The 25,269-nt window shown below is 67.7% G+C and carries 20 protein-coding genes and 1 pseudogene; 7 read left to right on the forward strand and 14 right to left on the reverse strand.

Annotation, left to right across the window (positions count from 1 at the left end):
- From PMI01_RS00955 to PMI01_RS00985, 7 genes are all read left to right on the forward strand, one after another.
- Nucleotides 1-1,780, forward strand: a 1,780-nt coding sequence (locus PMI01_RS00955) for a class I SAM-dependent methyltransferase (protein WP_007661813.1), incomplete at its 5' end; no start/stop codon positions are given.
- A complete protein-coding gene (locus PMI01_RS00960; protein ID WP_007661814.1) occupies nucleotides 1,777-3,066 on the forward strand; it encodes a glycosyltransferase in 1,290 nt (429 codons plus the stop codon). The genes PMI01_RS00955 and PMI01_RS00960, both read left to right, overlap by 4 nt.
- A 12-nt stretch (nucleotides 3,067-3,078) precedes the next feature.
- Complete coding sequence (locus PMI01_RS00965) at nucleotides 3,079-3,669, forward strand: hypothetical protein (RefSeq protein ID WP_007661815.1); 591 nt, start codon at nucleotides 3,079-3,081, stop codon at nucleotides 3,667-3,669.
- Nucleotides 3,670-4,128: 459 nt separating this feature from the next.
- On the forward strand, nucleotides 4,129-9,810 hold the full coding sequence (locus PMI01_RS00970) for an autotransporter domain-containing protein (RefSeq protein ID WP_157223638.1): 5,682 nt from the start codon (nucleotides 4,129-4,131) through the stop codon (nucleotides 9,808-9,810).
- Between the two features lie 139 nt (nucleotides 9,811-9,949).
- Complete coding sequence (locus PMI01_RS00975) at nucleotides 9,950-10,372, forward strand: sugar 3,4-ketoisomerase (RefSeq protein ID WP_007661819.1); 423 nt, start codon at nucleotides 9,950-9,952, stop codon at nucleotides 10,370-10,372.
- Nucleotides 10,369-11,490: a DegT/DnrJ/EryC1/StrS family aminotransferase gene (locus tag PMI01_RS00980; RefSeq protein WP_007661821.1), complete on the forward strand. Its 1,122-nt coding sequence runs from the start codon at nucleotides 10,369-10,371 to the stop codon at nucleotides 11,488-11,490. The genes PMI01_RS00975 and PMI01_RS00980 overlap by 4 nt, the downstream gene beginning before the upstream one ends.
- Nucleotides 11,491-11,525: 35 nt before the next feature.
- A complete protein-coding gene (locus tag PMI01_RS00985) occupies nucleotides 11,526-12,800 on the forward strand; it encodes a glycosyltransferase family protein (protein WP_007661823.1) in 1,275 nt (424 codons plus the stop codon).
- On the opposite strand, the gene PMI01_RS25905 is transcribed toward PMI01_RS00985, so the two are convergent.
- The 14 genes and pseudogenes from PMI01_RS25905 to PMI01_RS01055 form a co-directional block, all read right to left on the reverse strand.
- Complete coding sequence (locus PMI01_RS25905; RefSeq protein WP_007661825.1) at nucleotides 12,797-14,539, reverse strand: O-linked N-acetylglucosamine transferase, SPINDLY family protein; 1,743 nt, start codon at nucleotides 14,537-14,539, stop codon at nucleotides 12,797-12,799. The genes PMI01_RS00985 and PMI01_RS25905 overlap by 4 nt on opposite strands.
- 58 nt (nucleotides 14,540-14,597) lie before the next feature.
- Nucleotides 14,598-15,938, reverse strand: coding sequence for a class I adenylate-forming enzyme family protein (locus PMI01_RS00995; protein ID WP_007661827.1), 1,341 nt, complete (start codon nucleotides 15,936-15,938; stop codon nucleotides 14,598-14,600).
- Nucleotide 15,939: 1 nt separating this feature from the next.
- Nucleotides 15,940-16,176 carry an acyl carrier protein gene (locus PMI01_RS01000; RefSeq protein WP_007661829.1) on the reverse strand — a complete coding sequence of 79 codons (237 nt, stop codon included), beginning with the start codon at nucleotides 16,174-16,176 and terminating at the stop codon, nucleotides 15,940-15,942.
- Entirely contained in the window at nucleotides 16,169-17,962 is a 1,794-nt protein-coding gene (locus PMI01_RS01005; RefSeq protein ID WP_007661830.1) for an HAD-IIIC family phosphatase, read from the reverse strand. Before PMI01_RS01005 ends, PMI01_RS01000 begins: the two co-directional genes overlap by 8 nt.
- The gene (locus PMI01_RS01010; RefSeq protein WP_007661831.1) at nucleotides 17,959-19,155 is read right to left on the reverse strand and encodes an SDR family oxidoreductase; all 1,197 of its coding nucleotides are present in this window, start codon (nucleotides 19,153-19,155) and stop codon (nucleotides 17,959-17,961) included. Before PMI01_RS01010 ends, PMI01_RS01005 begins: the two co-directional genes overlap by 4 nt.
- Nucleotide 19,156: 1 nt before the next feature.
- Nucleotides 19,157-20,173, reverse strand: a complete 1,017-nt coding sequence (locus PMI01_RS01015; protein ID WP_007661832.1) for a 3-oxoacyl-ACP synthase III family protein — start codon at nucleotides 20,171-20,173, stop codon at nucleotides 19,157-19,159.
- 1 nt (nucleotide 20,174) lies between these two features.
- Complete coding sequence (locus PMI01_RS01020; protein WP_007661833.1) at nucleotides 20,175-20,879, reverse strand: MBL fold metallo-hydrolase; 705 nt, start codon at nucleotides 20,877-20,879, stop codon at nucleotides 20,175-20,177.
- Between the two features lie 2 nt (nucleotides 20,880-20,881).
- On the reverse strand, nucleotides 20,882-21,604 hold the full coding sequence (locus PMI01_RS01025; RefSeq protein ID WP_007661834.1) for an SDR family NAD(P)-dependent oxidoreductase: 723 nt from the start codon (nucleotides 21,602-21,604) through the stop codon (nucleotides 20,882-20,884).
- A gap of 8 nt (nucleotides 21,605-21,612) precedes the next feature.
- On the reverse strand, nucleotides 21,613-21,921 hold the full coding sequence (locus PMI01_RS01030; RefSeq protein WP_007661835.1) for a hypothetical protein: 309 nt from the start codon (nucleotides 21,919-21,921) through the stop codon (nucleotides 21,613-21,615).
- Between the two features lie 5 nt (nucleotides 21,922-21,926).
- Nucleotides 21,927-22,553: a GNAT family N-acetyltransferase gene (locus PMI01_RS01035; protein ID WP_007661836.1), complete on the reverse strand. Its 627-nt coding sequence runs from the start codon at nucleotides 22,551-22,553 to the stop codon at nucleotides 21,927-21,929.
- Nucleotides 22,554-22,638: 85 nt separating this feature from the next.
- The gene (hutC, locus tag PMI01_RS01040) at nucleotides 22,639-23,373 is read right to left on the reverse strand and encodes a histidine utilization repressor (protein WP_007661837.1); all 735 of its coding nucleotides are present in this window, start codon (nucleotides 23,371-23,373) and stop codon (nucleotides 22,639-22,641) included.
- A gap of 51 nt (nucleotides 23,374-23,424) precedes the next feature.
- Nucleotides 23,425-24,141 (reverse strand): PepSY domain-containing protein, encoded by a 717-nt coding sequence (locus tag PMI01_RS01045; protein WP_007661838.1) that lies wholly within the window; start codon nucleotides 24,139-24,141, stop codon nucleotides 23,425-23,427.
- A gap of 7 nt (nucleotides 24,142-24,148) precedes the next feature.
- A complete protein-coding gene (locus PMI01_RS01050) occupies nucleotides 24,149-24,850 on the reverse strand; it encodes a hypothetical protein (RefSeq protein WP_035033849.1) in 702 nt (233 codons plus the stop codon).
- Nucleotides 24,851-24,912: 62 nt separating this feature from the next.
- Nucleotides 24,913-25,269: pseudogene (locus PMI01_RS01055) on the reverse strand (TonB-dependent receptor); the annotation flags it as partial.

The following is a 25,269-nucleotide window of genomic DNA, read 5'->3' on the forward strand; positions in this document are numbered from 1 at the left end:
TGGCGGCCGCGAGCCGTGGGTCTACGGCGCGAGCCTCTGCTATCGCAAGGACGTCTGGCGGGCCCACCCCTTCCCGGAAATCCGGGTCGGCGAGGACACCCGTTTCGTGTTTGCGGCCCGGGGCGCCCAGGTCCACGCCATGGCCGACAATTCCATCCTGGTGGCGCGGGTGCATGGCGGCAACACCAGTCCCAAACGGACGGGCGGGGCCTATTGGCGGGCGCGTGATCCGCACGGCGTTCAGGCCTTGATCGATCGCCGACCGGCGGAGGCGCCGTCAGCCTTCGCCCCGCCCCGTCCAGTGGCCAACGTCCACGCCTGCCTGGTGCACGAGCGGCCGGATTGCGTCATCGACCTGGTGCGCAACCTGCGGCGGCTGGATCCGGTCTCGCCGATCCTGCTCTATGACGGCGGGCCACGCGGCGACCTGCTCGACCCCACCCTGCCCTGGGACCGCTGGGGCGTCGAGCGGGTGGCCAATCCCCGGCCGATGCGCTGGGGCGCGCTGCACGGCTTCGCCCTCGATTGTATCGACCACCTGAAGGGCCGCGACTACGAGACGATGACCATCGTCGATTCCGACCAGTTGGCGCTGCGGCCAGGTTACGCGGAATTCCTGGCCACACGGCTCGGCGACCGCTCCAAACTCGGCCTGCTGTCCAGCAATCCCGCCTTGCAAGGCCCGGACACCCGCATCGCCCCGGCCCGCACGATCCAGGCCGAACGCGCCCTGTGGCGGCCTTTCCTGCGCCGCTTCGAGGATGGCGAGGCGCGTTTCGCGCACTGGAGCTTCTGGCCCTCGACCGTGATTTTCCGCGAAGCCGGCGAAGCCATGCGCGACCTGTTCGACGATCCGGAGCTGAAGGCCATCCTCGCCGCCTCGAAGCTGTGGGCCACCGAGGAGGTGCTGTTTCCGACCCTGGCCGCCCTGCTCGGCTTTCGCGTCGCCGCCAACCCCTGCCGCCAGACCTGGGTGCAGTACCGCAAACCCTACGGCGCGCGGGAGGTCAACGCGGCGCTGGCCACGTCCGACGCCTTCTGGCTGCACCCCGCGCCGCGGCAGCTGGAGAACCCGGTGCGCAAGGCGGTTCGCGACCACCATCACGACTATCGCGAGCCAGCCTCCGCGCGACCGCCGCCCGCGCCCTTTCCCGGCCAGGTCTGGCCGCTGCTCAAGGTGATGCGCGGCATCGAGGGCTGGCTGGCCGACGACGAAGGCGAGTTGATGGTGCTGGCCGCCCGCGCCGCCCTGGCCGAGCCCGCGGCCACCGGCCGGCTGGTCGAGGTCGGGGCGTTCTGCGGCAAGGCCAGCTTCCTGTTGGCCAGCGCGGTTCGCGCCGCCGGCGGCTCGGCTGGCCTGACCGTGATCGACCCCTTCGACGGCGTGGTCGGGGCCCGCGACCAGAAACTGCAGCGCCACGGCCCCACCCTGGAGCGTTTCAACGCCATGGTCGCCGAACAGGGCCTGGGCGACTGGATCGAGACTCGGATCGCCGCCGTCGCCGACGCCGGCTGGAGCGGACCGATCGACCTGCTGCTGGTCGACGGCCTGCACGACTACGCCTCGGTGGCCGCCGACTTCACGCCCTTCGCCGCCCACCTGCCGACCGGCGCCCGGGTGCTGTTCCACGACTATGCCGACTATTTCCCGGGGGTGGTGGCCTTCGTCGACGATCTGGTCGCCGCCGGCGGCTGGGTCGAGGAGGCCCAGGCCGGCTCGCTCAAGCTGCTGCGCCGCCTTCCCCCGCCCGTTTCGGAAGACCAGGGAGCCCTCGCATGACCGATCACCCCATCTGGCTGTTCTGGGAAGGTCCCCGTCCGGCCTATATCGACCTGTGCCTGCAAACCATCTTGAGGCGCTGCCCCGGCGCGCGCCTGCTTGACCGGGCCGGCTTCGACGCCCTGTGGGTCCATGATCGCGACCTGCCGCTGGACAGCCTGGCGCTGAACCACCAGTCCGACTTCATCCGCGCCTACCTGCTGGCCCACCACGGCGGTCTCTATGTCGACGCCGACTGCGTGGCCCTGCGCGACCTGTCGCCCCTGGCGGAGATGGCGCGACAACACGGCTTCGTCGGCTATCGCGAACCGCAGGGCTATATGAGCTGCAACCTGATGGGCGCGCGGGCTGGTGGCGCGGTGATCGCCGACCACTATCGCCGTGTCGTCGCCCGCCTGCGCCGGCGCACGCCGCTGCAATGGCTGGACCTGGCCTCGACGCCGATGAACGCCGCCATCGCCGCGCGCGGACGCGAGGCCCTGATCCTGCCGACCCCCGCCATCATGCCCCTGCCCTGGAACGAGAGCGAAGCCCTCGCCGTCCGCCGCGACGACAGCCGCCACGCCGCCCTGATGGTCGAGGACGCCTGGTGCTACATGCTGTCGAACAACACCATCCGCGGCGACGAACGCACCCGCCTGCTCAGCCACATGCCCGCCGAGCACCTGCTGGCCGAGCGCTATTTCCTGTCGTACCTGCTGCGGCGCGGCCTGGACCTGCCGCCGCTCGCCGACGCCTTCGTTCCCGAGCCGACGCCCGAGCATCTGGGCGGCCACGAGCACAAGACCCAGTTCGACGAAGGCGCGCTCGACTACCTGATCGCCCGGTTCGGGGCCAACAGCTTCCTGGATGTCGGCTGCGGCCCGCCGGGCATGGTCTATTACGCCCGCTCACGGGGCCTGCACGCCATGGGCGTCGACGGCGACCCGCTATATGCCCGCGACAGCCCGGTGATCATCGAGCACGACTATGCCCGGGGCCCCCTCGACGCCGGACGCTACGACCTGGGTTGGGCCGTGGAGTTCGTCGAACATGTCGACGAGGACTATGTGCCGCACTTCATGGCCACCTTCGGCGGCTGTGAGCACGTGTTCATCACCGCCGCCGTGCCCGGCCAGCCCGGCCATCACCACGTCAACTGCCAGTGGGGCGACTATTGGATCGCCCGCTTCGCCGAGGCCGGCTTCGTGCACGATCCCGACGCCACCGCCGGGGTCCGCGCCCATTCCAGCATGCGCAGCCGGTTCTCGGAGCAGACCGGACTGGTGTTCAGCCGCGCGGGGTGATGAACTTTCGCGATGCAAGTCTCTCCGCCGAGCCACGACCTGCTGGTCCATGTCCGGACCGTGATCAGCATCATCCTGGGGCTGAGCATCGCCCGGTTGCTGAACGGCGTGGCCGGCCTCGTGCAGCACCCCAAGAAGGAACACCTGTGGTGGCCGCACCTGTGCTGGGTGGCCTACATGCGGATCTCGATCACCGCCTTCTGGTGGTGGGAATTCCAGCTGAACCAGCTGCGGGTTTTGACTTTCGAGACCTACATCTTCCTGATCACCTACACCGCCATGCTGTTCCTGCTGTGCAGTCTGCTGTTTCCCACCGACATCAGCGAGTATGACGGCTTCCGCGACTACTTCCTGTCGCGTCGCGCCTGGTTCTTCGGCCTTCTGGCGACGACCTACCTGATGGATACGGTCGACACGTGGCTGAAGGGGCCCGAGCACTTCGCGAGGCTCGGGCCGGAATATCCGATCAGGATCGCGGGCCTCGTCGTCCTTTGCCTGGTGGCCTGCGGGGTTCGCAACATCCGCTTCCAGGCCGCCTTCGCCGTGGGCGGGTTGATCTACCTCGTCTCGTACATCGCGCGGCACTACGGCAGCGTCCAGTAGGTCCCGCTTTCCGCTGATCGCGCTCGGCCGAGCGGGTCGCGACGCCGGCGTCCGCGTGAAGTAACACATCGGATCAAGGTCACGGGATCGCGAGCCAAGCTCGCTCCTCGCGTCGATAGTTGGTCATTCCCAGCAGAAATAAGAATCTCTGCCAGGCGCGACCTCGCTACCACTCCAAAAATAAACTCGCAATGTCCATGCGTCTCAAATTTTGAGACTCCCAGACTTGTCATGACAACATAGGCCGAAAATTCCGCACCTATCTTATTTTGTAGTGCGATAGGGAAGAATTTATGTTTCAGGAAAACGAACTCTATGGAGGAAAGCGCGCGCCACGCGCTGCGGGTAGACTTTATTCTGGGAGACATCATGTCGGATATCGTTCAAATCAACCGTAAGGTTATTCAGGGTCAGGCCGGACGTAACCTGCTGCTCGCAGGCACGGCCTTGGGTCTTTCCTTGCTGGTTCAACCCGCGCCCGCCATGGCCGCCGGGGCGCCCAGCGGATGCGGCCCGGTCGTCGCCGGCGTGGTGACCTGCCCCGCGGGCGTGATCACCAACGGCGTCAGCTATGCCGCCGGCGCCGACGGCCTGACCTTGAATGTTCCCGCCGACGCGACGGTCAGCAACACCGACCACCCGGGCGTCGAGGTCGCCGGCACGACGGGCGCCGTCACGGTCAACGCCAAGGGCGTCACAGGTAATGGCAACGGCAACGGCACGGACGTCGGCGGCCTGGGCCTGTTCGTCCACACGACCAGCGGCGCGATCACGGTCGACGCCGAAGACGTCAAGTCCACCGGGCTGCTGTTCGCCGGCAGCAACTGGACCAACGACGCCATCACCGCGTACTCCGACACCGGCGACGTCTCGGTCACCGCGCGAAACGTCTCCACGGTCGGCACCTACACCTCGGCGGTCACCGCGAGCGCCGGGACCGGCGACGTGACCGTCAATGTCGACAGCGCCAGGAGCACCGGCGTCGGCGGCGTGACGGTCGGCGGCCGCTCGCTGAGCACCTCGCCCACCAACGTCGTGATCGGTGGCGGCGCCATCACCGCGACAATGAATCATGTCGAAGCCGCCAACGGCAGCACCGGCGTCAACCTCAACGCCTATGGAGACATCGACTTCACGAGCGGCTCCATCGTCTCGGCCGGCGGCCCGTTCACCAGCGAGTTCGGAAAGACCTTCTTCGGCGGAGGCCTGCAGGCCCGCAGCTACGCCGGCGACATCACCGGCGTCAGCGAAAGCATCGCGAGCACCGGCAAGCGCGACTACGGCATGACCCTGCGCGCCGATCTCGGCGACGCCACCGTGACCAGTGGCGCGCTCAGCACCACCGGCGACGGCGCCTTCGGCATCTCGGTCCTGGCCGGCGGCACGGCCAAGGTGGTGGCGACCACCACCAGCACCCTGGGCCACGCGATCTACGAGAACGGCGCCAACCGCCTGGCCGACGCCATCAATGTCAGCGGCGGCACGGCGATGATCGTCGAGAGCGGCACGGCTTCGGCGACCGGTCACGGCGCCAGCGCGATCTACGCCAACGGCGCCGGTTCGATCTCGATCACCAGCGGCACGGCCACCGCCAGCGGCGGCGCGGCCAGCCTGAACAGCGTCCAGCGCTTCGCCAACGGCATCAGCGCCCTGAGCACGGGCGGCGGCGTCGACATCGTCAGCGGTCTGGCCAGCACCACGGGCAATGGCTCGTGGGCGATCTACGGTTCGGCGGCGAACGGCGTGGTGAACATCACCAGCACCACCGCCACGACCACCGGCGCCGGCGCCCGGGCGATCTACGCCAACGGCGGCGGCGGCGTGAAGATCGTCAGCGGCACGGCCTCGACCACGGGTGGAACGCTCGGCAACGCGGCCGACGCCATCATGGCGTTGACCTACAGCAAGACGGCCAATATCGACATCGACAGCGGCGCGGTCAGCACGCTCGGCGACGGCGCGCGCGGCATTTCCGCGACCACCGACACCGGCGGCATCAAGATCAAGAGCGGCACGGCCTCGACCCAGGGCTCTAACGCCTTCGGAATCTTCGCCAGCGGCGCGACCACCGACGTCGTCAGCGGCGTCATCACCACCAAGGGCGTGGCGGCGACCGGCCTGGTGGCCCTGGCCAAGAACGACGTCACCGTCGTCAGCGACCGCGTCACCACACAGACCATGCTTTCCCCCGGCATCGTCGGGCGCTCGCTGGAAGGCAAGCTGTCGATCAACAGTGGCTCAGTCGAGACGTTCGGCGCCTCGGGCGCCGGCATTTCGGCCACCGGCGCGACCGGCGTCACCCTGGTCAGTGACTCGGTCATCGTCCATGGCGAGAACGCAAAGGGCGTGGTCGCCCTCTCATCGCTGGGCGACATCAGCATCGACAGCGGCGATGTCCAGGTGCTGGGCTACGGCCAGGGCGACGCCATTTTCGCCCAGGCGAGCGCCGGCGCGGTCTCGATCAAGAGCGACTCTATCGTCAGCTATATCGGCCGCAGCATCTACGCGAACGGCAAGAGCGTCATGATCGACAGCGGCACGGTCACATTCGGGAGCATCTTCGCCACCGCGACCGACGACATCGCGATCGTCAGCAAGGCGATCCAGAGCGCAACCCTCATCGCCCAATCGACCAACGGCAAGGTTTCGGTCGTCAGCGGCCTGATCGCCAGCGACGGCTGGGGCGTAGACGGCATTCTGGTCAACGGGACCAAGGACGTCACGATCGTCAGCGACACGATCACGATCAACGGCGGCCCGGTGAACACCGGCTCGGGCCTGAAGAGCTCGCAAGGCATCTCGGTGATCGGCTCCAACGGACCGGTCAGCATCGACAGCCATTCGGTGACCACCGTCGGTGACGGCGCCGCGGGCATCGTCGTGGCGCCGAACAACGCACCCTTCGTCTACGGCTCACCGCATGTGCCGGCAGGCGGGACCGGTACGGTCAACATCGTCAGCGACACGATCAGCACCCGGGGCGGCAACGCCGTCGGCATCTGGGTCGAGAACGCCGGCAAGGTCACCATCGACAGCGGCGAGATCACCACCGCCACGGCCTCGGGCATCAATGTCTACGGCCAGAACGGCATCGACATCACCTCAGACAAGATCACCGCCGCCGCGGGCGGCATGTTCGCCTACACCCGCGAAGGCGCACTCAGCATCACGTCGGGCGAGATCACGGTCGGCGAACACGGCGACATGGGGATCTATGGCGTCAGCACCACCGGCGACATCACCATCAACGCCGGCACGACCCACACCACCAACCTCGGCATGAACGGCAGCTACACCGCCGACGCGATCGGCGCCTGGTCGAGCGGCGGCGGCAAGATCACGATCAACAGCCTCGACGCCTCGGCGGTCGGGACCTTCGCCTCGGCGATCTACGGCGTCTCCGACGGCGGCGCCGTGGTGATCAACAGCGGCAAGGCGCGCGCCGACAGCGACCGCACCGTGGGCGTACTGGGTCGCGGCGACGTCGTGACGATCAACAGCCAGGACGTCGAAATCGGCGGGACCGGAGCGGTCGCCCTGCAGTCCGTGAGCTACCGGGGCGACACGGTGGTCACCTCCGGCCGGGCGGTCGCCACCGACGCCAACGGCAAGGGCCTGCAGATCTTCAGCGGGCATGGCGCGACCCTGACGATCACCGGCGAAACCTCCGGCGACCTGCTCGGCGCTTCGGTCTCGGCCATGAACCGCGCCACCGTCACGGTCGCCAAGGGCGCTTCGGTGACCTCGTCGAGCGGCATCGGCCTGCTGCTCAACGCCGCGCCTATCCGCAACGCGCCCATCCAGACTCCGAGTGTCGGCTACGGCGCGAACGTGACCACGGCCGGCTACATCTCCGGCGGCGCCGGCGCCAAGGCCGTGCAGTTCGGCGACGGCGCCGACAGCCTGACCGTCCTGGCGAGCGCCAGCTTCGGCGGCGCCATCGACGCCGGCGGGGGGATCGACACCCTGACCCTGAACGGCGCGGGCCAGACCACCGCCCAGACCCTGGCCGACGTGACCGGCTTCGAAACCGCCACGGTGCAGGCCGGCCAGTTCACCCTGACCCGCGACACCAGCTTCGGCTCGACAACCGTCTCGGGTGGCAAGCTGGTCGTGGCCCAGTCGCTGACCAGTGACGTCACGGTGGGCGCGGGCGGGACCCTGCAGATCGGCGCGGGCGGCACGACGGGGGCCCTGACCGGCGACCTGGCGATCACGGGCACGGTGATCTTCAACCGCTCCGACGAGTACGACTACGCCGGCGACATCACCGGTTCGGGCGACCTGATCAAGCAAGGGAACCAGCGCCTGGTGCTGTCGGGCTTCTACGGCTTCACCGGCACGACGACGGTGCAAGGCGGCACGGTGCGCATCCTGCATCTGCCCAGCACCGCCGAGGTCCAGGTCGATAACGGCCTGCTGGACCTCAGCGGCCTGACCCAGACCGTCACCAACCTCAGCGGCGGCTCGACCGGCTCGATCTCGATCGACGGCGGCGCCCTGACGGTCAACCAGGCGAGCGCCACCACCTTCGCCGGCGCGATCACCGGTTCGGGCTCGTTCACGATCACCGGCGGCGGCGTCATCGAGCTCAGCGGCGCCAACACCTATACCGGCGACACCACCGTCAGCGCCGGCAAGCTGAAGATCAACGGCTCGGTGACCTCCGATGTCACGGTCGGCGCGTCGGGCGCCCTGGGCGGCTCGGGCACGATCGGCGGCGACGTCGTCGTGCAGAGCGGCGGCCAGGTGACCCCCGGCAACTCGCCAGGCACCTTGCACGTGGCCGGCGACTTCACCTTCGCCACGGGCTCGGTCTACCAGGCCGAGGTGCTGCCGACCGGCGAGCACGACCTGATCGCCGTCGGCGGCGTCACCACCATCCAGACCGGCGCCACGGTGCAGGTCCTGGCCGGCGGCACGGCCTCGCAGTACGCGCGTCTGTCGCAGTACGGCATCGTCACCTCGGCGGGCGGCATCACCGGCAAGTTCTCGGGCGTCACCAGCAACATGGCGTTCCTGACGCCCAGCCTGACCTACAGCGCCAACGCCATCCGGCTGAACCTGCTGCGCAACGACATCCGCTTCGCCAGCTTCGCCACGACCCGCAACCAGGTGGGCGTGGCCAACGCCGCCGAGGCCCTCGGGCTGGGCAAGACCGTCTACGACTCGCTGGTCATCCAGAGCGCGGCCGGTTCGGCCCAGGGCTACGACGCCCTGGACGGCCAGATCCACGCCGACGTCTCGACCCTGCTGGTCAGCGGCGCCGAGCGCCTGCGCGCCGCCGTGCAGGGTCGCGCCGCCTTGCCGGCCGAAGCGGTCGGCGGCTGGGGCGACGTCCTGGCCGGCTGGAACCGCGTCGACGCCAGCGCCGGCGCGGCGGGCGTCAAGGCCAACACCTCCGGCCTCGTGGTCGGCGGCGACACCCTGCTGGGCGCCACCCGCGTCGGCCTGGCCGCCGCCTATGGCGAGGGCCGGGCAACGATCACCGCGCGCGGCAGCCAGGCCGAGAGCACCAGCGGCGAACTGGCGGCCTACGCGGCCTCGACCCTGGGCCCCGTACGGGCCAGTGTCGGCGGCGGCTATGCCTGGTCGTCGATCGACACCACCCGCGCGGTGTTCTTCCCCGGCGCCCAGGATCGGGTGAAGGGCAAGTACGACGCCAGGACGGCCCAGTTGTTCGCCCAGGTCTCGGTTCCCTTGACCGTCGGCCCGGCGGCGATCGAGCCGTTCGTCTCGGGCGCCTATCTCAGCGTGAAGAGCGATGACCTCACCGAAACCGGCGGCTTCGCGGCGTTGAACGTCCAGGGCGGCACGCGCGAACTCGGCGTGGTCGATGTCGGCGTCAAGCTGAAGACCGACCTCGGCGTCGGCGCGACCACCGTGCTGCGGCCCCGGGCCTCGATCGCCTGGCGGATGACCACCGGCGACCTGACCGGCGAGACCTCCAACGCCTTCGCGGGCGGCGCGACCCGCTTCGTGGTCACCGGCGCCAAGTACGGCGCCGGCGCGGTGGCTTTGCAGCTCGGCGCGGACCTGGTCTCCGGCGACAAGGCCCGCTTCGGCGTCACCTATGACGCCACGTACGGCGATCGCTACCAGTCCCAGACCATCCGGGCCGGCGGTTCCTGGCGGTTCTAGACCTGGACGGACCGCGTCGGCCCTGGCCGGCGCGGTCCGACAACTTGCGGCGACAGGTCGTCGATTGGACCAAGGCGAGAGAACAGGACTACATTGGCGGGCGACTCAAATTCCCACGACCCGCTGCGGAGCACATGCCATGGGTGAAACTCAACCCGGCCCCTGGCGCATGATGGATTTGCCTCGAATACAGGACGCGCGGGGCAATCTGACGTCCATCGAGGCGCAACAGGTCGTCCCGTTCGAGATCAAGCGCGTCTACTATCTCTATGATGTTCCCGGCGGCGGATCGCGAGGCGGCCACGCCCACAAGCAACTCGAGCAGTTGATCATCGCGGCGTCGGGCAGCTTTGACGTCGTCGTCGACAACGGTCGCAAGAAAGAAACCTTCTCCCTCAACCGATCCTATTTCGGGCTCTACATGCCGCCGATGACTTGGCGGGAGCTCGAGAACTTCTCGTCTGGATCGGTCTGCCTGGTGCTGGCCTCCCGCCACTATGAGGAGGAGGACTACCACCGCGACTACTACGACTTCCTGGCCGACGTGCGAGGTGGGCGTTGAGCCTGGTTCCCTTCCTGGATCTGGGCGCGGTGAACCGCCCGATCCTCGACGAGATTTCCGCCGCCTCCCGTCGTGTCATCGAAGGCGGCTGGTACATCCAGGGCAAGGAATGCCAGCGGTTCGAGGAGGAGTTCGCGGCCTTCACGGGAACGCGTCACGCCATCGGCGTCGCCAACGGGCTGGACGCTCTGGTCCTCATCCTCCGGGCCTGGATCGATCAGGGACGATTGAAACCGGGCGACGGCGTCATCGTGCCGTCCAACACCTTCATCGCCAGCCTGCTGGCGATCAGCCAGAACGGCTTGACCCCTATCCTGGTCGAACCCGATGCGGCCACCTACAACCTCGATGTCGCCGGGGTCGAGGCGGCCCTGACCCCCCAGGTCCGCGCCGTCATGGCGGTCCACCTCTATGGCCAGGCGGTTCCCATGGCCGCGCTCGCCAACCTCTGTCGCCAGCGCGGCCTGTTGCTGATCGAGGACGCCGCCCAGGGGCATGGCGCGGTGACGGACGGGCGGCGGGTCGGCGCCCATGGCGACGCCGCGGGCTTCAGCTTCTATCCGGGCAAGAACCTCGGGGCGCTGGGCGACGGCGGCGCGGTCACCACGGACGACGACGCCTTGGCCGACCACCTGCGCGCCCTTCGCAACTACGGGTCCGAGATCAAGTACGAGAACCGGCTGCTGGGAACCAACAGCCGGCTGGACGAACTCCAGGCCGCCATTCTCCGGGTCAAGCTGCCCCGGCTGGACGCGGACAACGCGCTGCGGCGGCGGGTGGCCAACCGGTACCGCGCGGGTATCGTCCATCCGGCGGTGACCCTGCCGACCGTGACCGGCGATGAGGACAGCCATGTCTGGCACCTGTTCGTCATACGCTGCGCCGAGCGCGATGGGCTCGCCGGGCAGCTGAAGGCGCAAGGCGTCATGACCCAGGTTCACTATCCCATCCCGCCCCACCGCCAGGCTTGCTACCAGGGCCGCCTGCCGGTCGCGGACCTGCCGCTGGCCGAAACCATGGCGCGCGAGGTGCTCTCGCTGCCGATGAGCCCCGTGTTGGCCGATGATGAGATTCAACGCGTGATCGACGCGGTCAACGGGTTCGAGACGTCGAACTGACACACTCCTGATGGATGGGCGGGCGCTTTAGAACAATGAAGATTTGTCTGTTCGGCTATGCCTGGAACCCGGAGAACCAGCCAGACGCCTACATGATCGAGACGATCTCCGCCTTTGCGGAGATCGGCGTTTCGGTCGATGTCTATCTCGCCAGCCAGTTCAGCGAAGGTCGAGGCATCTACGGTCTCAACCCCGCGCTATCGACGGCCGCGATCGTCGAGCACGTCCGCGCTCAGGGCTATGACATGGCCCTGGCGTTCAACAACGCCATGTTGCTGCCGGAGATGCTGGCCGCGATCCCCGGGCGCGTGGTGACGATGGTGGTCGATGAACCCCAGCATCTCTTCAACCATCTGCGGGGCGGGCTCTACGACGTCTTCCACTACGACATCGAGGTCGTCGCCCTGTCTTCGGCCCTTGAGCGACGCCTCCTGGCTAACGTGTCAGGAATCCAGCCCCGCCTGCACTTCATGTCGCCCGTCACCCGCCCCGAATTGAGGACAGATCCGGCCGAGACGCCTCGACACACCATCTCCTGGGTGGCCAGCATGGTCGGCGACACCAATCTGGACCAGTATTTCGAACTGGCGGCCAACACGCCGGGCTACTACGCCCTGGCCCAACTCTGCCTCGACATCGTGGAGCGGGACGGCGATCTGCGCGCCTTGAAGACAGGTGAACCGTCCCAAGCGCTGGAATTGATCGGAACCCTGCCGTGGAGTTTCGACTATTTCGAGATGCAGATGCAGAACATCGTCACCAACCGCCAGCGACTTTCGGTGGTCGAGCGCTTGGCTCCGCACGGCCTGGCCCTTTTCGGCAACAGCAACTGGCGGCGGCTGATGGCGTCGAACAAGGCGGTCCTGGACGCCTTCCAACCTGGTCCGGCCGTCGCCAGCCACGCCGATCTGCGCAAGGTCTACGACGCGTCGAAAATCGCGATCAACCTGCCCCAGCGCCATGTCTCCCAGGAGGCGATCCAGTATCGGGTCGTCGACATCATGGCCTCCAACGCCCTTCTGATCACCCATCGCAGCGACCCATCCGACCTCTATCGGATATTCGGTGAGGACTGCCCGGTCCCGACCTTCGGCGACCAGGACGAGTTGGAGCGCCTCTGCGCCCACTATCTACGAAACGAGGATGAGCGGCTCGCCGTGGTCCATGCCTGCAATGCCCTGGTTCGACAGGGTTTCAGCTTCCGCGATCGTGCCCTGGACCTGCTCCGTATCGCCGGGCTCGTCCGGCCGAACGGGACCGGCGCCACGCCGGTCATGCGTTGGGTCGACCTGACTCCGTTTGGCGCCTAACCCGGCCGATAGGCGTCGGCCATGACCTCCAGCGCGGTTTCATAGCGGCGGGTGAAGCCCACCTCGTCACGGTAGGCGGAAGCGTCGAAGCCTGGCCGCACGCGCGCCCGCAAGGCGTTCAGGCGCTGGGGATCGCCCGCCAGGTCGATGGCGGTCTGGACATAGGCTTCCCGGCTTTCACAGACCAGTTCATCCAGCCCGCAAGCGCGCAGGGTCACGGCGGCGATCCGGTTGTGCATGTGATCGCCTCTCCAAGTCAGCACGGGAACGCCCGACGAGATGGCGTCCAAGGTGGTGGTCAGCCCCTGATAGGGGAACGGATCCAGGATCAGATCCACCGCATGATAGGCCAGAAGGAAATCCTTGCCGCTCGCGAAGGGCGGGAAGACGATGCGTCCGGCCCCGATCCCAAACGCGTCGAACTGGGCCCAGATCGTGCGCTTCAGGGGCAGGTCGTCGAAATAGACCGATCGCAAGACAAGCTTGGCCTCGGGAAGCGCCTCCAGAATGCTCGCCCAGGTGGCGATGACCTCGAGCGTGATCTTGGCGGGGTGGCCAAAACAGCCAAAGGTCATGGCGCCCGACGTCAGCATCGGCGTGTCGTTCGGCGGAGGAATATCGTGAGACGGCCTGTAGGGCGCCACGATGGGCCCGATCGGCAGGATCGTCTCGCTGTAGAGGTCCTGTGCGTCGGGCAGGTCTGAATAACCGTCCGCATGGAGCACATAGTCGAACTGCGTCAGGCCGGTGGTCTCGACATAGTTGATCCACGACAGCTGGATCGGCGCCGGCTTGCGGGCGAAGAGCAGCAGGCGGCTGCCTGCGGTATGGCCCCAGAGATCGACGAGAACATCGATCTTGTCCTCAACGACCTGTCTGGCAAAAGCATCGTCGTCGAACAACTCGACCTCGCGCCACAGGTCGGCGCCGGCCTTGATCGCCTTGGCGGTGTCGTCACCGGCCGGCGCGCCGGAGTAACAGACGACGCTGAAGCGGGTCCTGTCATGGTGCTCCAGCACGGGCTGGATGAACTTGCTCAGTTGGTGCTGGTTGAAAAGCGGCGCGAAATAACCGATGCGCAAGCGACCGTCGGGTCGGTGCAGGGCGGGCGGACGCGGCGCTTGCGTCTTGGGCGCGTGAAGCTCCACCCACCGCAGACCTTCCTGAAGCATGGCGTCGGGCGTGGCGCGTTGGAAGGCGCGGGCGTAGTGAAGATAGGAATGGTCCTCGGCGCTGGGCCAATGACGCAAAGCGCCTTCATAGGTCGCGATCGCCTCGTCCATCCGGCCCTGGTGCTGAAGCGCCAAGCCGAGCTTCAGTCGCAGACCCGGTTCGGCGGGGTGCATCTCCATCAGCCGCTGCATCACGTGCGTCGCGGCCGCCATCTGGTTGTTGGCGTAGAGCATCTCCGCGGCTTCAACGAGGTCAGCCGTGGAGGCGTCTGGAGCTAGAGCCTTCGGCGCCATGGTCTGAATCACCAATCGACCATGCAGGTCGCGCGCCTCGGCCAGCGTGCGTTGCGCCTCCTCCAACTTGCCCAACGCGATCTGGGCGCCGGCCAGCCGATAGCGGGTCTCGGCATCCTGGGGACGCTTGGTCGCCGCCGCGCGCAGCAGGGTCTCGGCGTCGACATAGCCGCCGGAGGCCATGCAATCACCCGCCGCCTTGATCAGCTCCGCCGGCTCGTAGCCGAGGACCGACACCTCGAAATCGGAAGGTTTGGGCAGGGCGGTCGTCATGCTCGGTTCCGTCGATCGAGGGCTAGGGCAGCGTCGGGCGGCGCGAGCCGCCTTCGCGTCAGGCGCGGCGCGTCTTCTTCTGACGCGCCGTGTGGAGGGGTTCGTCGGTGACGTAGACCTTGGCCGGCGCCTTGTAGGCGGCCAGCTTGGCCAGGCAGGCCACCCGCAACCGGCGCTTCAGGAGGTCGGCCGGTTCAGGCTCGCGCAGGATGACCTTGGCCGCCACGATCTGGCCCAGCAGCGGGTGGGTTTCGCCGAACACCGCCACGTCGACGATGTTGTCCAGGTCCAGGATCACGTCCTCGACCTCGGCCGGATAGACCTTCTGGCCGCCGACATTGATCAGGTCGGTCACCCGGCCCAGGATCTTCAGATAATCGCCGTCGACCTCGACCCGGTCCTGGGTGTTGAACCAGCCGTCGGCGTCGAATTCGGACGGCGCGTTCAGGTAGCCGACCATGGCGTATTGCGAGCGGACCCACAGCACATCGTCAACGACCTTGGTCTCGAAGCCCTCGCCGCCGACCCGCACCCACAGCGATCCGTCGCCGCGCGACTGCGACCGCAGAACGCCGACCTCGGAGAGACCGTAGGTCTGTTGCAGTTCGGCGTCCGGGAAAGCCTTGCCCAGGCGGTCCAGCACCGACTGCGGCATCACCTCGGTGCCGTAGGTGATGCGCTTGAGCGAGGTCAGGTCCAGCTCGCGGTGGATGCCGGACGTCAGCATCAGCGACAGGAACGAAGGCGTGGCCGGCAGCAGTTCCACGCGCCGCCGGGCAATGGCCTCGCAGATCGCCGACACCGAACGGTCGGCCACGGTGACCACCGCCCCCAGGCTGCTGGTGATGGCCAGGATGGTGTTCACGCCACCGAAGTGGTCGATCATCAGGAAGGGAATGGCCACGACCGGCGCGCGGACCTTGCTGAACTTGTCGGCGACCCGCTCGAGGTCGTGCAGGATTCCCTTGGGATGGCCGGTCGAGCCCGAGGAGAACAGGATCAGGCCCGGCCGCCCCGCCGCCACCAGGCCGTCGACCAGCGGCGTGTCGGCCTCGATGACGTGGCGACGGACTGTCGCCTCGCTGCCCTGGGCGTCAAATTCCACGAACCAGTCGCAGCCCGAGATCGCCAGGGCCGAAGCCTCCTCGACGACCGCGGCGCGGCTAAGCGGGATGATGATATTGCCATTCAGGCCCAGGGCCATGATCAGGCAGAAGACCTCCGGCGAGTAGTCGGCGAGGATGACGACCTTGGCGCCCGGCGCGATCCCCTCCTGCTGGATCTGGCGCGTGAAGCCGCTGACCCGCTCGACCACGCCGCCATAGGTGACCTCTCGACCCTGATGGTCGAAGGCCAATCGCTCGGGGGCGCTCGCGAACCGGTCCAGCAGCCACTGCATCTCAGTCCACCATCAGTTCGTTCAGGACCAACTTGATCAGCGCGTAGGAACTGAGATTGGCCGCGTCCTCGTCAGGGATCGACACGTCGAACTCCTGCTCCAGGGCCAGCACCAGGTTCATGTGGCGCAGGGAATCCCAGGTCGGCAGGGTGTCGGTGCTGGTGTCCGGACCGATCTGCGCCTCGGGCACGCGGAGCACGGCGGCCATCACCCTCTTCAGGGCCTCTTCGTCAAACATGCAGCACCCTGATCCACGGTGTCGGAGGGGGAATGAACGCCGCCAACGCGGCGGAATAGACCTGCGCGCCTCCGACATCGCCCTGCGACGGCAGGCCCAGGCGGTCGTAGAAGTCGGCGGCCTGGGCGTTCTTGGCGGTCGGTCGGTAGGTGGCCTGGAGCCTTACGCAGCCCTTCTCGACCGCGTCTCGCACCACCGTCGACCACAGCGACTGCTCCACGCCCCGGCCCAGCACGCGGCAGCTCATCAACAGGCTCTCGACCACGGCGACCTCGCTCTCGCGGCGGACCACGACCACCCCGGTGGTGCCGGCCGGACCGAACCGGTCGGCCACGTCGAGGGTGTAGACCGTGGCCGCCTCGTCCTGAATCAGCCGGGCGATGTCTTCCGGCGTATAGCGGATGGTCGTCAGGTTGAACTGGTTGGACTTCTGGCTGAGCTGGCTGACCCGGGCGGCGCGGGCGGGGTCGTCGCGGGCGATGGTCACCGTCAGGTCGAGCGAGGCCAGATAGTCCTCGTGGGTGTCGAAGGCCGCGGCCGCCTCGATCGCGGCGGCGCGCTGACGATACTGCTGGGTCTTGCCGACGCCTTCGCCGCCCTCCCCGCTGGCCAGGAACAGATCCTTGATCTGGGCGATCACGCCCGGATACTCGACCGGGTTGGCCGGAGCCTGGAACACCGTCACCTCAGGCAGCTGCGTCCTGACGGCTTCGCACTCGAAGGCGGAGTCGTCGAGGAACACCAGGCTGTCGAGGCCAATGTTCAGAGTCTGGGCGATCTGGCGCAGGTTGCCGACCTTGTCGTCCCAATTGACCTGCTTGACGATGACGTCCGACGATCGCAGCACCATGTCCGGATGGGTCTCGAGCAGCGCGTCGACGGCTTCTGCGTCGTTCTTGCTGCACAGGCAGAGCAGCACGCCCTGGCGCTGGAGCGCGACGAACTCGGTCTGGGCCCGCCAGAAGACGTTGCCGGGATAGTCGAAGGGGCCGATCTGGAGGCCTTCGGGCAGGTCCTCGCCGAGGATGCCGCCCCACAGGGTGTTGTCGCAGTCGAGCACCAGCGCCTTGTGGAACCGATTGCCATAGGCGCGCGACGCCGTCGCGACCTGGCGCCCCCAGACATTGAGCAGGGCGGCGGAATAGGGAGCGGTGTTGCGCAGGTAGAAGCGCATGTCGAAGGCCGCCGCCCGTCCGACCTCGGCGACCATGGCCGACATGTCCAGGACGCGGACATTGGCGAAGGCGCCGGCCTCTTCGGCCAGCGCCTGGTTGAATCGGTCGAGCACGACGTCGGTGCGATCGCCGCCTGGCACGGAGGGCGTCAGGCGATGGAAGTCGCAGAGAAGGACCTTGCGGAACCCCGAGGCGGCCTTCAGCGCCAGCCGCCAGCGTCCCCGCATCTCGGCCTCGCGGGCAGCCAGCTCATCCTCGGACATCATCGCGGCGCGGGCTTCGAACGCCGGCTCCAGGGTGTCGAAGAATGGGGCCAGCACCAGGAACTCGACGCCGGCTTGGCCAAAGCGCTCGATGTCGCCCAGCGGATCGTCGAAATTACCCTGGCTGACCCGCAGGCGAACGCCCGACAGCAGGGCGTGGCGGCGCAGGAACAGGCCCAGCAGATCGGCCGTCGCGCCGGCGCTGACCCCGACATGGGCGGTGAAGGGCAGCGTCGCGTGCGTCTCGACGTCCTCGACCGCGCCCATCAGGCTGGCCAGCGACGCCGCGGGATCGGCCAGGACCTTCTTCCAGTCCGCGACGGGATGCTCGTCAGGACCGGTGGTCACCGCATCACCATGCCGCCGTTCACGCTGACGGTCTGGCCGGTGATGAAGCCGGCGTCCTCGGAGGCCAGGTAACCAACCGCCGAGGCGACGTCCCGAGGCGTGGCCAGGCGGCGCATCGGCGTCTGCCGCGCCGCCATCATCTGGGCCTTTTCCGGAATGTCGCCGATCAGGGCGGTGGCGGTCATGCCCGGCGCCACGCAATTGACGGTGACGCCGCTGGGCCCGACCTCGGCCGCCAGGTAGCGCGAAAAGGTCGCGAGCGCCGACTTGGCCATGGCGTAGGCCGTCCAGGTCGGGGTCGGCGCGCCTTCGATGACCTGCGAGGTGATGTTGACGATGCGGCCGAAGCGCTGGGTCTTCATGGCCGGCAGGCAGGCCTGGGCCAGCAGCATGGCGGCCTTCACCGTCACGTCGATCTGGCTTTGGATATCCTCCCAGGCCAAGGCCTCGAACGGCTTGGCGCCGATGGCCGGCGAGGCGTTGTTGACCAGGACGTCGATCGGCCCGAAGGCCTCGGCGGCCCGGCGCGCCAGGGTCCTGGCGCCCTCGGCGGTCGACAGGTCGGCGGCGATCGCCACCGCGCGGGTGGAGCCCTCCAACGCCGCGATGGCGTCGACCACGGCCTGAGCACGGTCGGCGCGGCCGCGATAGGCGACCACCAGGTCGAGGCCGTCGCGGGCCAGGGCCAGGCAAATCTCGCGACCGATGCCGCCGCCGCCGCCGGTGACCAGCGCGACCTTGGCGCGGCGGGTCGGAACATCGACCTCGGCTTGCGTCGCCGTCTCCAGCACCTTAACCTTGGCCTGGCCGCTCAGGACCTTCTGGCCCGCCTGATTGGTGATCGCGGTGTCCAGGTCCAACAGCCGCTCGCGCTCGTGCTTGCCGGTGATCACGCAGGCGATGGTCAGGGTGTCGCCCAGCCGCACGGGCAGCAGGAACTCCAGGCTCTGGGCCACCCAAAGCGCGCCCGGACCGGGCAGTTGGGTGCCGATCACCGTCGAGATGAAGGAGGCGCCCAGCATGCCGTGGACGACGATGTCCTTGAAGCTGGTGCTCTCGGCATAGGCGCGATCGACGTGCAGCGGATTGTCGTCGCCGGTCATCTCGACGAACCGGCGGACGTCGGCCTCGGAAATCGTGCGGCTCAGCGAACGGGTGTCGCCGACCTGGAGCGTTTCGAAATCGGAGAACACGCTACACCTCGCCGCTGGCGGTGATCGGACCCCAGCGCCAGACGCTGGCGCCGAAGTTGAAGCCCGCGCCCACCGCCGCCAGCACCACCAGGGAGTCCGGAGCGATCAGGTCGCGCTCGACGGCTTCGCTGAGGGCGATGGCGACCGAGGCCGCGCCGGTGTTCCCGATCTCCTGCACGTTGGTGTAGGTCTTCGACAGATCAAAGCCCATCTTGCGCACCAGATAGTCGATCAGGTTGTAGTTGGCCTGGTGGAACACCAGGAAGTCCACGGCCTTGGGATCAACCTCGGCCTTGGCGCAGGCGGCGCGGATCACCGTCGGCAGATGGGTGATCGCCTGTTTCCAGGTCGCCAAGCCGTTCAGCTCCATGACATCGGTCTCGGCCGGGGCGCTACGGCCCATCACCGGGAAGCTCGACCCACCGCCCCGCACCCGCACGGCCTCGTAGTTGGAGCTGTCGGTGTGGAACGACGAGGCGATGATCCCCCGCCCCGGATCGCGTCCCAGCACCACGGCGCCGGCCCCGTCGCTGTGGTAGATCGCGCTGTCGGCGTTGGCGCGGTCGATATAGCGGCTGTTGAGCTCGACGCCGACGACCAGGGCGTTGCGCACCGACGGGTCGGCGGCCATCCGGTCGCTGGCGGCCGTCAGCCCCGAGACGAAGCCCGCGCAGTTGGCTTGAAGATCGAAGATCTGCCCCCCCTTCACGCCCAGGTCCTTGTGGATCTTGGCGGACAGGGCCGGAAAGGTGTAGTCGGCCGAGAAAGTGCAGGCGACGACGAGGTCGATGCCGTCGGCTCCGACGCTCGCCGAAGCCAGGGCGCGCTGGGCCGCCTTCAGGGCCAGGCCCGAGGCGGTCTCGTCCGGCCCCGCCAGGTAGCGGCGCTTGATGCCGGTCTTCTCGACGATCCATTCCGGCGTGACCTCGAGGTTGCGACAGAGCTGCTCGTTGTCCTCGATGATATCGGGAAGGTGATGGCCGACGCCGATGATGCGGATGCCGCTGGGGGAAGACATGTCAGTCCGCGTCCGCTGTGTCGGGGGTGGCGAAGAGGAAATCCAGCAGCGCGCGGTTGTCGTCACGGATGGCGCCGAAACGGGCCGAGGGGCCATGGCCGGGGTGGATCAGCTGTTCGGCGGGGATCTTGTCCCACAGCGCCAGCAGGCTGCGGCGCAGGCCGTCATGGTCCTCACCGGGCAGGTCCGACAGGCCAACGCCGCGCGCGTAGAGGCTGTCGCCGGTGAACAGCGCGTCGCCATATTCGATGAAGCAGCTGCCCGGCGTGTGGCCCGGAACCGGGTGATAGGTCAGCGCCCGCCCCCCGACCAGGAACGGGGCGGCGGTCACGTCCACGGGCGTGATTTGCGGCAATTCGATCCGCTGGGCGATCTTCAGGACCATCAGCAGGAAGTTGCCGCTCTTCATGGTCTTCAGGTCGGCCGGGTGGACGAACACCTCGGCGCCGTAGGCCTTCTGGAAGTGCGCGGCGCCGCCGATATGGTCGAAATGGCCGTGGGTGCAGAACACCTGGCGCGGCGTCAGGCCCAGGGCCTGGGCGGCGCGGTCGATCTTCGCCGGGTCGAGGCCGGGGTCGATGATGAAGCCGGAGCCGTCGCCCGCCGCGCAGACATAGGCGTTGGACGAGAAGATCCCGCCGGTCACCCGCCACACGCCCTCTCCGACCGCCACGGGTTCGGCGGTCCCAGCCTCATGGGCCGGCATCGTCAATTGACCCCTCCCAGGTACAGGGTCTGGGCGGTGATGTAGCTGCTGGCTTCGGACGCGAAAAAGTCGATCGCGTTGAGGATATCGGCCGGTTCGGCGAAGCGCGGTATGGGCAGGCCGGCGATGATCAGGTCGATCTTGTCGCGCGGCAGCTGGCTGAGCATGTCGGTCTCGATGGCGGTGATCGCCAGCGTGTTGCAGGTGACGTTCATGGCCCCGAACTCCTTGGCCATGACATTGGTCAGGGTGCTCAGCCCCGCCTTGCAGGCCGCGTAGACGGAATCGCCGATCGGCTCGAGGCTGGCGGCCATCGAGCCGATGTTGATGATCCGGCCCCACTTGGTCTTGCGCATGAACTTGGCCGCCTCGCGCGAGACGATGAACGGCGCCAGAAGGTTGACGTTGACCATCGCCTGGGCCGCGCCGGGCGGCATGATCATCGCGTATTGCGAGGTCAGGACGGCGGCGTTGTTGACCACGATGTCGACGCGGCCGGCGCTCTTGTGCAGCCCCATGAACGCCTTCTGGATGGCCATGGGGTCGGCCAGATCGACCTCGACATGCTGATAGGCCGGGTGCGTGATCGTACCCGGCGAACGCGCGAAACCGATCACCGACGCACCCTGCGCCAGGAAGTGTTCGGCGATCAGGCGGCCCACCCCGCGGGTGGATCCGGTGACCAGGGCGGTGCGCCCCACATAACGGCCGACGAGATCGTCCATGGGTCGCCTCAGGCCGGGCTGACTTCAGCGAGGAGTTCGAGAATGTAGTCGGTCAGCGTGCCCACATCGTCGAAGGGGGAAATGGCGCGGGCCATGGCGCGGTCGTCCGTCAGGCTGATCGGCGCGTCCCATTCCATGGTCAGCGCCGTCTCCACGTCGATGATCACCGAGACCAACGACAGGGAGTCCAGCGCGGCGTCGGGACTGAACAGCGCCGTCGTCGGCCCGATCTCGACCTGCCGATCTTCGCTCAGCTCGGCGTTGAGGCTCTCCAGCGCGGCATAGATGATGCCGAGCACTTGCTCACGTCTGTCCATGGCGCTCAATTCGCCGCTGGCCGGCTGCGCGCGAGGGCGATCAGCGCGTTCATCTTGGGCAGGCTCACGCGGCGATACTCATCGGCCAGAAGCCCCAGGGCCACCGCGTCGATGAACTCATCATCTCTCAAATAGTGTCGGCGCAAACGACCCTCTTCCTTCATGCCCAGATAGAGTTGCCATTTCAGCATGAGGTGATTGCGCACTTCGATCAAACCATGAATGCGCTCCAGACCAAGGCGGTCAAACCCAACGGCGTAGAGCAGCTTCATGGCCTCGACGGCCACCGGCGCGCCCTTGACCAGCGCTTCGTCGCCGATCAGGAACCGGGCGGATTCCGCGCGGCGGTGGGTCAGGTCGATCGCGATCAGCGACAGCATTCCCACGGGCTCGCCGCTGGTCAGTTCAATGATGTAGTTGAGTTCCGAGGCCGGGCGACCGGCGATCCATCGCGCCTGCTCCTCCACCGTGGCGGCGCTCTGGTTGAGATAGGCGGCCCTGGCCGCATGGCGCCATTGGTGCGTGGTCTCCGCATCGGCGACCGACAGAGGACGCAGCGCCGCGAATTCCCCCCTGATGGTTTCCGTGGCCAGGGAAGACAGGCTCGACCAGGTTTCGGCGCCGGGGGACATCAGTCGATTCCTCGATGAGAGCGCCTCTTGTACGCTGCTCTCCGAACAAGATGAACTCCCCGCGATGGGCCGGCGCCGTCCCCGCCTAGATCTCGACGCCGATCACTTGCGGAGAGAACCGCGCCATGAGGTCGTAGACTTCTCCCGGAAACAGCAGCCGGACGCAGGTGATCTGCTCGTCGGCCCGCCAGGTCCGACGCTCCAGGGCCAGGCACGCGGCGCTCGCCCCGATACGAAGCAGCTTCGCCGTCGAGCGGGGGACGTTGACGGCGCTGATGCGGTGCTCGGCCTCGGTCCAGGCCACCGTTCCCAACAGCCAGGCGCCCGGCGCGACGATCGAGAAATCCACCTCGGCCGCTTCGGGCACCGCCGCCAGGTTGATCACCCGCTCCTCGAGCGCGAACGGCCGCCCGTTGGAACGATGAAGGCAGGTCAGGGCCAGGACCTGGCTCGACGCCGCCAGATCGAGCTTGGCCATTTCGACACGGTCGGGCCGGCGCGATCTGCGCGACAACAGTTCGTAGCGATAGGCCGCGCCGCGACCATTGATCTCGGTCTGGATGTCGGGGATGTCCAGAACGACCGAGTGGACCTTCGGATAACAGACGAAGGAGCCCGCCCCGCGCTGGCGGATGATCAGGCCCCGCTCAGCCAAGGGCGACAGCGCCTTGTTCACCGTCATCCGCGAGCAGCCGTACTGCGCCATCAGTTCGTGCTCGAACGGAATCCGATGACCCGGGGGCCAGGCGCCCGATCGGATGCGCTCGCCGATATCGGCCCGGATTCGCTGATGCAGCGTCGAGGTCGTGTCACGGGCCATGGCCAAGGTGATCTCGCGGACACAGGGGACGAGGTGGCGCCGACGACGGAACTAGCGTGACCGCAAGCGGTCCCATCCGTCCAGAACCCAGGCGAAATCCGACCGCCGGAAGCTGCGGAAGAGCAGGATGACCCCGCTGAGGGCCAGCCAGGCGACGCCCGTCGCCACCGTGATGATCAGCGGATGGTTGAAGCTGGCGCGATCGGTGTAGTCCATGATGTGCAGCATCCAGAACACGTCCCACAGCCGCCAGGTGTCGTTGCGGCGCTCGACCACCTCGCCGGTGGTGGCGGCGACATAGAGCGTGGTGTTGTCGGCGTCGTCGAACTTGGCTTTCCACAACGGCAGGACCAGGCCGCGCGTCTCCAGGCCGTGCTTGGCGACCGGTTCGACGGCGGTGATCCTGCCCTCTCCGACATAGGCGGCGGCGGCCAGGCGACGGGCGGCGACGGCGTCGATCACCATGGGCTGGCCGCTGACGGCGTCCAGTATCGAGGTACCCATCGCGGTCTTCACCTCGTAGACGTAGCGGTCGTTCAGCGGCCGGAGCTTGACGCCCTGGACGGGCCCCGCGACCATCTCGGCCAGCGCGCCGATCGACATGAGCGTCGTCGGCGCCGCCAGCGGCGCGGGCGCCCGCACGGTGTGCTCTCCGGAGACCTTGTGGTGGTCGAGCAGGGCCATCATCGCCCCGCTGACCGTCCACAGCAGGAACTGCAGGCCCAGGATCAGGCCAAACCATTTGTGCAGGGTGCGGATCAACAACATCTGGGCCTCACGCGGCTTTACGGGCCCGCCGGCGACGGCGGAAACTGAAGATCAGGAGCCAGGCGCCGCTGGCGCAACTGACCACGGCCGTCCAGGTGGCGACGCGCAACAGGGTGTTGTTGACGTTCTCGCGCTCCTGGTAGTCCATGATGTGGAGCATCCACACGACGTCGAACATTCGCCAAAGATCGTGACGCTTGGCGACCAGTTCGCCGGTCTGAGCCGAGATGTAGAGGGTCGGCCGCCACCAGCCGTCGAATTCGACACGCCAGATCGGCGCCGGGCGACCGCGAATCTCCGGCGGCGCCTCAGCGAGCAGTTCGACGGTCTTGAGCGCGCCCGCGCCGGCGAAGAGCTCGCTCGCCCGCGCCCGGGCCGCGTCCTCGCCCAGCGGCGACAGCTCGCGCCCCGTGCGGGCGTCGAACAGCGCCCGCCCCGTCCCGCCGGCGACCACATAGACCGGTCGGCCAAGCTGGACCTCCAGCCGCGCGCTGGCGCTGGGCTGCCCGCCCATGACCGCCCCGGGCTCGACCAGACCGGTCAGGTCGATCGGGGTCGGCGCGGCGTGGCGCACCAGGTGGTCACCGTGGATGATGTCGATATGGACGGCGGTCATGTAGAGGCCGCTGAGGGTCCACAGCGCCGCCTGCACGCCGATGGCGAGGGCGAGCCATTTGTGGGTGTTCCGGGCGAGGGCCGGCCAACGCATATTCTTCACCTGATCGGAGGAGGCGCTGGCCGCCCCGAACGGGACGGCCAGACGCAAGGGGGCTAGTTGAACTTGTAGCTCAGCCGCAGATAGCCGCGGCGACCCAACAGGTCGTAGGTCATGGTGTCGGTGTTGCCGTCGGTCCAGCTCTGGATGAACGGCGCCTTCTTGTCGAAGAGGTTGTCGACGCCGACGGCGATGTCAGCCTGGTCCCCCAGCCGGTAGGCGAACTGGGCGTTGTGGTAGAAGACGTTGGGCGACTTGTAGCCGATTTTGCCCGGCGCCGCGTTGAAGTCGGTGGCCTTGCCGATCCACTGGACCGAATAGGTTCCGGTCCAGCGCTGCGCCATCAGCGACAAGCTGCCGTTGGAGCGCCAATGCGGATAGCCGCCGTTGCCGCCGCCGATATGGCCGGCGAA

Origin of the sequence: Caulobacter sp. AP07 (genome assembly GCF_000281955.1) — a bacterium.
GTDB lineage: Bacteria > Pseudomonadota > Alphaproteobacteria > Caulobacterales > Caulobacteraceae > Caulobacter.